At 66.7% G+C, this 11,301-nt stretch carries 12 protein-coding genes; 7 read left to right on the top strand and 5 right to left on the bottom strand.

Features of this window, described 5'->3' with window-relative positions:
- The first annotated feature begins 71 nt into the window (after positions 1-71).
- The 5 genes from DBV14_RS31080 to DBV14_RS31060 all read left to right on the top strand — a co-directional run bounded on the left by DBV14_RS31080 (position 72) and on the right by DBV14_RS31060 (position 5,291).
- Positions 72-536 (top strand): PaaI family thioesterase, encoded by a 465-nt coding sequence (locus DBV14_RS31080; RefSeq protein WP_124465446.1) that lies wholly within the window; start codon positions 72-74, stop codon positions 534-536.
- Positions 537-574: 38 nt separating this feature from the next.
- Positions 575-1,591: an NADP-dependent oxidoreductase gene (locus tag DBV14_RS31075; protein WP_124465444.1), complete on the top strand. Its 1,017-nt coding sequence runs from the start codon at positions 575-577 to the stop codon at positions 1,589-1,591.
- A gap of 56 nt (positions 1,592-1,647) precedes the next feature.
- Complete coding sequence (locus DBV14_RS31070; RefSeq protein WP_124465442.1) at positions 1,648-3,300, top strand: isovaleryl-CoA dehydrogenase; 1,653 nt, start codon at positions 1,648-1,650, stop codon at positions 3,298-3,300.
- Positions 3,301-3,343: 43 nt separating this feature from the next.
- Positions 3,344-4,282 carry a glutathione S-transferase family protein gene (locus DBV14_RS31065; RefSeq protein ID WP_124465440.1) on the top strand — a complete coding sequence of 313 codons (939 nt, stop codon included), beginning with the start codon at positions 3,344-3,346 and terminating at the stop codon, positions 4,280-4,282.
- 103 nt (positions 4,283-4,385) lie between these two features.
- A complete protein-coding gene (locus DBV14_RS31060) occupies positions 4,386-5,291 on the top strand; it encodes an SDR family oxidoreductase (RefSeq protein WP_124465438.1) in 906 nt (301 codons plus the stop codon).
- Positions 5,292-5,336: 45 nt separating this feature from the next.
- On the opposite strand, the gene DBV14_RS31055 is transcribed toward DBV14_RS31060, so the two are convergent.
- On the bottom strand, positions 5,337-6,005 hold the full coding sequence (locus DBV14_RS31055) for an FMN-dependent NADH-azoreductase (protein WP_124465437.1): 669 nt from the start codon (positions 6,003-6,005) through the stop codon (positions 5,337-5,339).
- A 130-nt stretch (positions 6,006-6,135) separates the two neighbouring features.
- On the opposite strand from DBV14_RS31055, the gene DBV14_RS31050 reads away from it, so the two are divergent.
- Positions 6,136-7,038 carry a LysR substrate-binding domain-containing protein gene (locus DBV14_RS31050; RefSeq protein WP_124465435.1) on the top strand — a complete coding sequence of 301 codons (903 nt, stop codon included), beginning with the start codon at positions 6,136-6,138 and terminating at the stop codon, positions 7,036-7,038.
- A gap of 48 nt (positions 7,039-7,086) precedes the next feature.
- On the opposite strand, the gene DBV14_RS31045 is transcribed toward DBV14_RS31050, so the two are convergent.
- From DBV14_RS31045 to DBV14_RS31030, 4 genes are all read right to left on the bottom strand, one after another.
- Positions 7,087-7,494, bottom strand: coding sequence for a hypothetical protein (locus DBV14_RS31045; RefSeq protein WP_124465433.1), 408 nt, complete (start codon positions 7,492-7,494; stop codon positions 7,087-7,089).
- A 72-nt stretch (positions 7,495-7,566) separates the two neighbouring features.
- Positions 7,567-8,679, bottom strand: coding sequence for an agmatine/peptidylarginine deiminase (locus DBV14_RS31040; RefSeq protein ID WP_124465431.1), 1,113 nt, complete (start codon positions 8,677-8,679; stop codon positions 7,567-7,569).
- 28 nt (positions 8,680-8,707) lie between these two features.
- A complete protein-coding gene (locus DBV14_RS31035; RefSeq protein WP_311732875.1) occupies positions 8,708-9,868 on the bottom strand; it encodes an agmatine deiminase family protein in 1,161 nt (386 codons plus the stop codon).
- Positions 9,869-9,920: 52 nt separating this feature from the next.
- A complete protein-coding gene (locus tag DBV14_RS31030; RefSeq protein ID WP_124465450.1) occupies positions 9,921-10,835 on the bottom strand; it encodes a LysR family transcriptional regulator in 915 nt (304 codons plus the stop codon).
- 207 nt (positions 10,836-11,042) lie between these two features.
- Between DBV14_RS31030 and DBV14_RS31025 the strand changes: the two genes are divergently transcribed.
- Positions 11,043-11,246, top strand: coding sequence for a hypothetical protein (locus DBV14_RS31025; protein WP_124465429.1), 204 nt, complete (start codon positions 11,043-11,045; stop codon positions 11,244-11,246).
- Positions 11,247-11,301: the final 55 nt, after the last annotated feature.

Below are 11,301 nucleotides of genomic sequence, written 5' to 3'. Positions count from 1 at the left end.
GCCAAAGATGAACCCGCACCCGCTCCCGAACACAACTATTCAGCAACCAACACGCAGAGCAAGAACCCAAGATGTCTACATCTGATTCCAGCGACATCAACATCCGCTCGTACACGAGCCAGATTCCGTTCGCACGCCACCTGGGCTTCGAGCTCACGAAATTCGAGGGCGGCGAGTCCGAGATCGTCTACACCGCCAAGCCCGAACACCTCAACACCTTCGACGTTACCCACGGCGGCGCGTGCATGACGCTCCTCGACATCACCATGGCCGCGGCGGCGCGCAGCGTGGCACCCGAAACCGGCGTCGTCACCATCGAGATGAAGACCAGCTTCATGCAGCCCTCCGTCGGGCCCCTGCATGCGCGCGGCACGCTCATCCACCGCACCGCCACGCTGGCTTTTACCGAGGCCAAGATCTACGACGAACAAGAGCGCATTTGCGCCCATGCCACCGGCACCTTCAAGTACGTGAAGCGCCGCCTGCCGACCGGTCCCGCCAGCGCCAACGCCATGCGTCCGCCCTCGACCGACTGATCGACCATTCAATCCACATTCCCCTGGAGACACTCATCATGCCCACCAACAAGCAGATCCACCTCGACAACCGCCCCGATGGCGAAGCCGTTGCCGGCAACTTCAAGCTCGTGACCGCCGAGACCCCCGCGCTGCAAGACAACCAGGTCCTGGTGCGCCACCATTACATGAGCCTCGACCCGTACATGCGCGGCCGCATGAACGACTCCAAGAGCTATGCCCAGCCGCAGCCGCTCGGCGCCGTGATGCAGGGCGGCACTGTGGGCGAAGTGGTCGAGAGCAAGCACCCCAAGTACGCGGTCGGCGACAAGGTCGTCGGCTTTGGCGGCTGGCAGGAATACAGCGTGGTCGATGCCTCGCAGCCCGGCGCGCTGAAGAAGGTCGACACCACGCACGTCGCGCTGTCGCACTACCTCGGCGCGGTCGGCATGCCGGGCGTCACGGCCTGGTACGGGCTGGTGAAGATCATTGCGCCCAAGGCCGGTGAAACCGTGGTCATCACGGCTGCGAGCGGCGCGGTGGGCAGTGCCTTCGGTGCGCTGGCCAAGGCGCGCGGCTGCCGCGTGGTGGGCATTGCCGGCGGTCCGGACAAGTGCAAGTACGTGACCGACGAGCTCGGCTTCGACGCCTGCATCGACTACCGCCAGCACCCCGACGTGAAGACCATGAGCGCGGCGCTCAAGGAAGCCTGCCCGAAGGGCATCGACGGCTACTTCGAGAACGTCGGCGGCTACATCTTCGACGCAGTGCTGCTGCGCTGCAACGCCTTTGCGCGCGTGGCGCTGTGCGGAATGATCGCGGGCTACGACGGCCAGCCGCTGCCGTTGGCCAACCCGGCGCTGATCCTCATCAACCGCATGAAGATCGAAGGCTTCATCGTCAGCGAGCACATGGAAGTGTGGCCCGAGGCGCTGACCGAGTTGGGCACGCTGGTGGGCACCGGCAAGCTCAAGCCGCGCGAGTCGGTGGCACAGGGCATCGAGGCCGCCCCTGAAGCCTTCCTGGGTTTGCTCAAGGGCAAGAATTTCGGCAAGCAGCTGGTCAAGCTGATCTGAGCTGAACCAGTTTGAGCCGACCCGGATGAACTGAGCGCACGGCAAGGAGGCCGACCATGGAAACGACACACGAGGTGTTCAACCAGCCTGCACCGCTGGTGGACTACAACCTCTTCGAGACCAACCGGCCCTTGCGCGATGCGTTGAAGTTCAACGCGCCGACACTGCAGCTGGCGCAACTGCAGGAGCTGGGCGCAATGGCGGGTTCGGCCGACATGCAGGCGCATGCGCGGCTGGCCAACGTCCACACGCCCGAGCTGCACACGCACGACCGCTTCGGGCGGCGCATCGACACGGTGGAGTTTCATCCGAGCTACCACGCGCTGATGAAAGCCGCCGTGGGCGCGGGCCTGCACGGCACGCCGTGGACCGGCACTTCGGCTTCGCCGCACGTGCTGCGCGCCGCCGGCTTCATGCTTTTCACCGAGCTGGAGCCATCGATGCTGTGCCCGATCTCCATGACCTACGCGGCCACGCCGGCCCTGCGCGGCAACGCGCCCCTGTACGCCGACTGGGGCCCCAAGCTCGCCAGCCTCTGGTACGACCCGGCGCTGAAGCCGTTCAGCGACAAGCCCGGCGTGACCATGGGCATGGGCATGACCGAGAAGCAGGGCGGTTCCGACGTGCGGGCCAACACCACCAAGGCGGTGCGCGACGGCAGCGACGCCTGGGGCGAGCGCTACGCCATCACGGGCCACAAGTGGTTCTTTTCGGCGCCGATGTGCGATGCCTTCCTGGTGCTGGCGCAGGCGCCCGCCGGGCTGAGCTGCTTCTTCCTGCCGCGCGTGCTGCCTGACTGGATGGGGGAGGGCACGCGCAACGCCATTCACATCCAGCGCCTGAAGGACAAGCTCGGCAACAAGGCCAATGCCAGTTCCGAGGTCGAGTTCCATGGTGCCAGCGCCTGGCTGGTGGGCGAAGAAGGGCGCGGCATTCCGCAGATTCTCGAGATGGGCACCATGACCCGGCTCGACTGCGCGCTGGGCACCAGCGGGCTCATGCGCCAGTCGCTGAGCATCGCGCTCAACCACGCAACGCAGCGCAATGCCTTCGGCAAGCCGCTGATCGAGCAGCCGCTCATGAAGAACGTGCTGGCCGACCTTGCGCTCGAAAGCGAAGCCGCGACCGCGCTGTCCATTCGCCTGGCCCGCGCCTTCGACCGGCAGGGCGACGAACACGAACGCCTGATGGCGCGTCTGCTCACGCCGGTCGCCAAGTTCTGGATCTGCAAGCGCGGCAGCCACTTCGCACAGGAGGCCATGGAATGCCTGGGCGGCAACGGCTACGTGGAAGAAGGCGGCGAGGGCACCATGGCGCGCATCTACCGCGAGATGCCGCTCAACTCGATCTGGGAGGGCGCCGGCAACATCATGGCGCTCGACCTGCTGCGTGGCCTGCGCAAGGGCGATGCCGTGGCGGCGCTGGCGAAAGAGCTGGCACCGGCACGCGGCCAGCACGCGGCGCTCGACCGCCTGGCCGACGCGCTGCCGGCACGCATCGAGGCCATGGCCTCCGAAGTGGAGGCGCGTCGTCTGGCACAGGACGTGGCGCTGGCCGTGCAGGCTGCGTTGCTTGCACAGACCGCGCCACCGGCCGTGGTGGGCGCCTTTTGTGCCTCGCGGCTGGGCGGCGACTGGGGCAATGCCTTCGGCACGCTGGGTGCGGGCACCGATTTCGATTCGATCATCCAGCGGGCCCAGCCGCGCTGAACACAGACCCACGAGCATCCACCCCCAACAGGAAACACGAACCATGGCCGACCTGATTCTTCACCACTACACCACCTCGCCGTTTTCCGAGAAGGTGCGGCTGATCCTCGGCGCCAAGAAGCTGCCGTGGAAGTCGGTCTTCATTCCGCCGATCATGCCCAAGCCCGACGTGGAAACGCTCACCGGCGGCTACCGCAAGACGCCGTTCCTGCAGATCGGCGCCGACATGTACTGCGACAGCGCGCTCATCGCCGACGTGCTGGAGCACCTGCAGCCCGAACCCACGCTCTACCCCGAGCCCGAGAAGGGCCTGTCGCGCATCCTCGCGCAGTGGGCCGACACCACGCTGTTCTGGGCGGCCATGGCCTGGAACCTGCAGCCCAAGGGCGCGGCCGAAGTGTTTGCCAAGGCGCCGCCCGAAGCCGCCAAGGCCTTCGGCGAAGACCGCGGCAAGATGAGCGCCGGCAACATGACGCGCCTGCGCCCGGCCGACGCCACCAGCGCCTACAAGTCGTACCTGCGCCGCCTGTCGGACATGCTCGACGACAAGCCTTTCCTGCTGGGCGAGGTGCCGAGCATTGCCGACTTCTCGGCCTACCACCCGCTCTGGTACACGCGCCGCATCGAGTCGGTTCGCACCATCCTCGATCTGACGCCCGCGGTGGTCGACTGGATGGACCGCATGGCCGCCATCGGCCACGGTGCACCCGAGAAGTTCTCGTCCGACGAAGCCATTGCCATCGCCAAGGCCGCGACGCCGCACACGCTGCTGACCGACAGCACCTTCCAGGATGACCACGGCATTCCGCTGGGCAGCGCCGTCACCATCCGCGCCGAGAGCTTCGGCCTCGAGGAAACGCCGGGCACGCTGGTTGCCGCCACGCGCACGCACTACACGCTGGCGCGCAGCAGCGACAGCGTCGGCACGGTGCATGTGCACTTTCCGCGCATCGGCTATGTGTTGAAGAAGGCAGAGGCCTGAATCGCCGGAAGCGGGGCACCTTCGTGACTGCGCCGGTGCGCGTTCCGTATTTCAATAGCGGTTGCTACCTCAGAGACATTCAACGCAAGAAGGACACCGGCAAATGATTCAGGACTTCAAGGGCAAGACCGCCGTACTCACCGGCGCGGGTTCGGGCTTCGGCCTCGAATGCGCGCGCATCGGCGCCGCGCGCGGCATGAACCTCGTGCTGGTCGACGTGCAGCAGGACGCACTCGACAAGGCCAGGGCAGAGATGGAAGCCGCCGGCGCGCAGGTGCTGGCGCGCAAGGTCGACGTGTCCGACGCGGCGCAGATGGAAGCACTGGCCGCCGCCGTGAAGGAGCGCTTCGGCGCGCCGCACTTCGTGTTCAACAACGCCGGCGTGGGCGCGGGCGGCCTCGTGTGGGAAAACACCGTGGCCGACTGGGAGTGGGTGCTGGGCGTCGACCTGTGGGGCGTGATCCACGGCGTGCGCCTGTTCACGCCGATGATGCTCGAAGCCGCCGCCAAGGACCCGGGCTATCGCGGCCACATCACCAACACCGCCAGCATGGCCGGGCTGCTCACGCCGCCCAACATGGGCATCTACAACGCGGCCAAGGCTGCGGTGGTGAGCCTCACCGAGACCATGTACCAGGACCTGAACCTGGTCACCGACCAGATCGGCGCGAGCCTTCTGTGCCCGTACTTCGTGCCCACCGGCATCACGAGCAGCGAACGCAACCGCCCGAACGCGCCGAAAGATTCCGAACTGACCAAGAGCCAGCTCATCGGCCAGGCCATGAGCAACAAGGCAGTGAGCAGCGGCAAGATCACCGCCGCTGAAGTCGCGGCCAAGGTGTTCGACGCCATCACGGCCAACCAGTTCTACGTGTTCAGCCACCCCAAGGCACTGGGCAACGTGCGCAGCCGCATGGAGAACATCGTCTCGGTGACCAACCCGGCCGATCCGTTCCTGGAGCGGCCGGAGATCGGGTTGAAGCTGCGCGAGCAGCTGCGCTCGGCTTAAGCACGCTCAAGCACAACACAGCCACAGCAACGCAGGCCCGCCCCGTCAGGCGGCCTGCAGCTGGCCCACCAGCGCATCGACGCGCGCGAGTGCGGCCGCAATCGACTGGTCGAGCAGGTCGCCGTGGTCTTCGGCGTGCTCGATCGCCACGCTGTGCACTTCCGTGAGCCCGAGCAACGCCAGCGGGCTGGCGATGCCGGGCGTGAGCAGGTCCAGGTGCGCCTGGACGCCGCCCGGCCCGTAGCCGCTGCTGCCGCACGAGGTCAGCAGCACCGTGCGGCGATGGCGCTCTGCCAGCAGCGGCACGTACGGGTTCTCGAGGCTGCGGTCGTAGTCGAAGGTGGCGCCGATGCGCACCACGTTGTCGATCCACGACTTCAGCGGCGCCGGCATGCTGAAGTTGTACATCGGCACGCCGATCACCAGCACGTCGGCCTGGCGGATCTCGGCGATGAGCGCATCGCTTTCAGCCAGCACCTTGTGCATCCACGGCTCGCGCAGGTGCGCCGGCGTGTAGCCCGATTCGATCCATTCGCCCGTGACCACGCTGGGCGGCGCGGCACCGATGTCGCGGTAGACCACTTCGTCTTGCGGGCGGGTGGCTTTCCAGGCCGAAACGAAATGGTGGCTCAGGCGGCGCGAGTGCGAGCCGTGCACGGTGGTGCCCGAACGGCCGGGGCGGGCGCTGGCATCGAGATGGAGCAGAGTGGTCATGGCGTGATCCTCGGTAGGTAAGTGAGTGAATGAAATTCAGCTGTCTGCTTGACACGGTTTTGAATTTATCCAAGCATCACCAGCGCGACAAACGACGATTTCTTTGCCCTGCTGAAAAATCCATTCATCCATGGCCACACTGCATTCATTGCCTCCGCTGGCTGCGCTGCGCGCCTTCGAGGCCGCCGCGCGGCATTGCAGCGCCAAGCTCGCGGCGAACGAACTCTCGGTCACGCCCACCGCCATCAGCCACCAGGTGCGGCAGCTCGAAGACGCGCTGGGCGTGGCGCTCTTCATCCGGCAGCCGCGGCAACTGGTGCTCACGCCGCAGGGGCGCGAGCTGCAGGCGGTGCTCAGCGAATCGTTCGGCGCCATGGCCAACGCCGTCGCGCGGCTGCGCGCGCCGCCCGCGAGGCAGGCCATCACGCTGTCGGCCACGCCGGCCGTCGCGGCGCGCTGGCTGTTGCCGCGCGTGAGCACCCTGCGCGCGCTGCACCCCAAGCTCGACCTGCGCATTCACGCGTCGCACGACGCGGTGGCGCTCGACGGCACCACGGCCGACATCGCCATCCGCTACGGCCGCGGCCAGTGGCCCGGCATGGTGGCCGAGAAGCTGTTCGACAACGTCTTCGCGCCGGCCTGCAGCCCCGCGCTCAAGCTGCGCCGCCGCGCCGACCTGACGCGGCACGCGCTGCTGCATTTCTCGGCGCCCAGCAGCAAGAGCCCGCCGGGCACCTGGCTCGAATGGCAGCAGCATGCGCAGGTGCCGGGCCTCGACGTGTCGGCTGGCCCGGTGTTCTCCGACGAGACCCACACCGTGTCCGCCGCGCTGCAGGGGCAGGGCGTGGCGTTGATGAGCCTGGCGCTCATTGCGGACGAACTGCGCGCGGGCAACCTGGTGCAGCCCTTCGGGCCCGAGTTGCCGGGGCTGCCGTTCTACCTGGTGTGCCAGGAGGCGCGGCGTGCGGAGCCGGCGGTGGCGGCGGTGTTCGAGTGGGTCAGGGGGTTGCAGCCGTTGGGTACGACGGCATGAAATTCCCGGTGGAACGGGCCCGGCAACTCGACAGGGTTGCCGCTGCAGCTAAGGTTTTCTGGGCAGGACCTCGACAAACATCGCACCCTTGGAGACGAACGCGACCGCCATGTTCGTTCCATAGGCCCGTATGCGTTGGCCTGACAGGTGCTTGGCCGTTGTTTCCAATGGCGGAGGCGGCAGCGAGGGCCAGCAGGTCGGTGAAGCGTCCTGCAGGTAAGTGAGCTTGGAATGGACGGGGTAGTCGCCCCGCACCAGCACCGCGTCTTCCAGCCAGATCGTGTTCATGTTCAGCGTGAACACGCCTTCGACGATCCAGTCGGCCACCTTCTCGCAGGTGGCCGCCGAATCGCAAGGAGGCGATGGGCAGGCCAGCGACGCGTGCGTGGCGAGTGGCAGGAGCGACCACAGCGCGCAAACCAGTGCGAGAGCTCGCGGGGAAAGGCGGATGCGCATGGGTGTCTTTCCAAGGGGATGAGCGGACCGGCCGTGGAATGTAGCAAAGCCCCGTGTCGGGTCAGTCCGCAATCAGCGCGGCTGCTGCTGCGTCGTGCAGTGAATGCCGCCGCCACCTGCGGCAATGGCGTCGATGTCGAGCTGCACCACTTCGCGTTTCGGGAACAGGTCGCGCAGCAGTGCGCGGGCGTTGGCATCGGCGCGCGTGTCGCCGAACTGCGGGCCGATGACGGCGCCGTTGCAGACATAGAAGTTGATGTAGCCCGCCGCGAATTCGTCCGTCTCGAAAGCGCCGCGCACCGTCTCGGGCCCCTTGAGCACTTCCACGCGCAGGCGCTGCCCGCGCGCATCGGTGGCTTGCCGCAGGATCTCCAGGTGGCGCCGCGTCACGGCGTGGTCGTAGGAGTCGGGGTCGTCGTCCAGGCCGGCCACCACCACGCCCGGCGCGGCAAAGCGCGCATAGAAATCGGTGTGGCCATCGGTGATGTCGCGGCCCGCGATGCCGGGCAGCCAGATGATCTTGCGCAGGCCCAGCAGGCGCTTGAGCTCGGCTTCACAGGCGTCCTTGCGCAAGCCGGGGTTGCGGTTGGCGTTCAGCACGCAGCTCTCGGTAATGATGGCCGTGCCCGCGCCGTCGACCTCGATGCCGCCGCCTTCCAGCACGAGCCGCGTCTCCAGCCGCCGTACTTCGGCGGCGTCGGTCACGTACTCGGCCACCTCGGCGTCGCGCGCATGGGCCTGCTTGCCGCCCCAGCCGTTGAAGTTGAAGTCGATGCCGGCCCATTCGCCCGCGGCATTGCGCACGAACACCGGGCCGGTGTCGCGCATCCAGAGATCGTCGATGGGCTGCACCTCGAGCTGCACGCGGTTGCCGCACAGCCTGGCGGCCATGTCGTGCTCTTGCTCGCGCACGAGCAGGTGCACGGGCTCGAACTGCGCGATGGTGCGGGCGATGAGGGCAAGTTGCTCGCGCACCGGCTTCAGCAGGCGTCGGCCCCAGACCTTTTCGCTGGCGCCGAAAGACATCCACGTGGCGCGGTGGGGATCGCCTTCGTCCGGCATGCGCCAGGCCTCGGACGTTGCCGCGAACGACAAAGACGAAGACGAAGCTGCAGCCAGGCCCAGGCCCAGCGGCACAAGGCCCAGTCCGTTCAGCAGGCGGCGGCGGGTCATTGAAAAGTGCATGTTGTCGGTCCTTGAGAGAGGCGCCGGGTCACACCGGTTCCTGTTGCGTGGTGCAGTGGATGCCGCCACCGCCCGCGGCGATGGCGTCGATGTCCAGCTGCACGATCTGGTGGCTCGGCAACTGCGCCGCCAGCGCCGTGCGGGCCGCCTGGTCGGCCACGGCATCGCCGAACTCGGGCAGGAACACGGCCTTGTCGGTGAGCAGGAAATTCACGTAGCCGGCCGCGAAATCCTTGCGCGCGAAGGCGGGCCGCACCTGGCCCGGCGTTTGCAGCGTGATGACCTGCAAGGCGCGGCCGCTTGCGTCGGTGGCCACGTTCAGCAGTTCAAGATGGCGGCGCGTCACGGCGTGGTCGAACGACTCGGGGTTGGTTTCCAGCGCAGCCACGACCACGCCGGGCTTGATGAAGCGGGCATAGAAATCGGTGTGGCCGTCGGTGATGTCGCGGCCCGCGATGCCCGGCAGCCAGATGATTTTTTCCAGGCCCAGCACGCGCTTGAGTTCCTTCTCCGCCTCGGCCTTGCTCACGCCCGGGTTGCGGTTCTTGTTGAGCACACAGCTCTCGGTGATGATGGCCGTTCCCTGCCCATCGACCTCGATGCCGCCGCCTTCCAGCACCAGGGTGCTGCGCAACAGCGGCACGCCGGCAAGCTCGGCCATGCGGGCCGCCACCGTGGCGTCGCGCGCGTGGGCCTGCTGGTTGCCCCAGCCGTTGAAATTGAAGCTCACGGCCGCCCGTTCACCGCGGGCGTTGCGCACGAACACGCAGCCCGTGTCCCGCATCCAGAGATCGTCGATGGGGTGTTCGATCAGTTGCACGTTGGAGCCGCAGAGCTGGCGGGCCGTGGCGGCATCCGCCGGGTTGACCAGCATCTTGACCGGCTCGTAGACGCTGATGGCATTGGCGATGCGCGCCAACGCCTGGTGCACCGGCTGGCGCATTTCGGCCGTCCAGATCGACTCGCGCGCCGCGAAGGCCATCCAGACCGCGCGATGGGCACCGCCTTCGTCGGGCATGCGCCAGGCGGTTTCGGGCGAGGGGGAGGGAGCCGGTGCGGGAGAAGGCATGGGCATGGGGAAGGGCGTCGGCAGGCCGCCGCTGCCACCACCACCGCCGCCACAGGCGCTCACGAGTCCGTTGATGAGTCCGAGGCCGCCAAGGCCCAGGAGAGTGCGTCGAGTCTTCATGCTGATAAGGGTTACTACGAATGGATTCCCGATTCTGTAGACCCTCATCCATCTACACAATTGATGTTTTCTGGACTGATTGATCGATGTTGCTCATGTTTTGGTCATCCAATCGGGAAAACTGCAGCAGGCTGTCGAACACATCGCGCACCAGCGGCAGCCGCGAGGGGCCCTCGGTGCGCGATATCCAGAGGGTTCCCAGCGGCAAGCCCGGGTAAGCCGGCAGTTGCTGGAGCCGGCCCGTGCGCAAGGCATCGTCGGCCAGCAGCCGCGACACCAGCGCGATGCCCCGGCCCCGCAGCGCCGCGTCGAGCAGGAGGCGCGAATCGTCGTAGATCGCGGCCTTGCGCAGGCTGCCAAAATGCGCGCGGATGAAGGGGCCGATGCGTTCGCTGGTGAGATCGTCTTCAAGGCACAGCAGGCCGATGCCGGGGTTGTCTTGTTGCTGCCCGGGCGGGCCGACGGCCACCAGTTCATCGGTCAGCAGCGGCACTTCGAACACGCCTTCCTGCCGGAGCGGCTCGCGGGTGATCGCGATGTCCACATCGAGCTCGTCGATGAAGCGGGCGCTTTCGTCGACCGAGATGATCGGGCACAGGTCAGGGTGCGCCTGCAGCAACTGGTCGATGCGCGGCTGCAGCCACCCGCTCGCAATGGGCGCGGGACACACCAGCGTGACGAGGCGGTCGTCCATGTAGGTCTCGATGCGGCTGAGCCCGTTGCGGATCTGCTCGAGCGACTTGCTCACGCTGTCGAGCAGCAGGCTCCCGGCCACGGTCAGTTCCACCCCGCGACCCTTGCGCCGGAACAGCGGCTGGCCGACCTGTTGCTCCAGCTGCGAGATCTGGTGGCTGACGGCGGATTGCGAGACGCAAAGCTCCTCCGCCGCGCGTGAGTAGTTGCCCAGGCGCGCAGCGGCTTCGAAGCCGATCAGGAATTTGAAAGAGGGCAGCCTGGCGTTGGACATATGAGTCGTGTCGATGGTTTGACCGGGAAATGTCGCCTTTCTATCGACGGACTTCAAGCCAGGGACATGGCAGGGCGTTGCGGAGAGGCATCGAAGGGCCGCATGGGGCGGCCGGCTGGTTGGTGCAGCGCAAAAAGTGCAAACCGAAACACCTAATTTGAGCGCCTAAGTACTACCATCCAGGGCATAAGACCGACAAGGACATTCATGGAGACATACCCGACCCTTCGCCAAGCCACAGGCGTAGCCCGCATTCTGAGCAAGCGCTCGTCTTGCACCATCGTGGTCTATCGGCAGGGGGACGAGAAGTTCGTGGCGGCGCATTCCGCCGATCGCGTCGATGGAACCATCGAGAGCGTGTACCGCGACGGGTATCTGGTGCCTACGCTGCTGAGCAAGACTTCGCGCTGAGGCTCTTGCTGCTGTTCGGTTGCTGCTCGGTTCATTCAGGGCGCTGTTCAGGGCG

Source organism: Variovorax sp. KBW07, assembly GCF_003852515.1.
Taxonomy (GTDB): domain Bacteria; phylum Pseudomonadota; class Gammaproteobacteria; order Burkholderiales; family Burkholderiaceae_C; genus Variovorax.
Note: the sequence above shows the minus strand (reverse complement) of the source record. Positions and strands in the feature narration are given on the sequence as shown.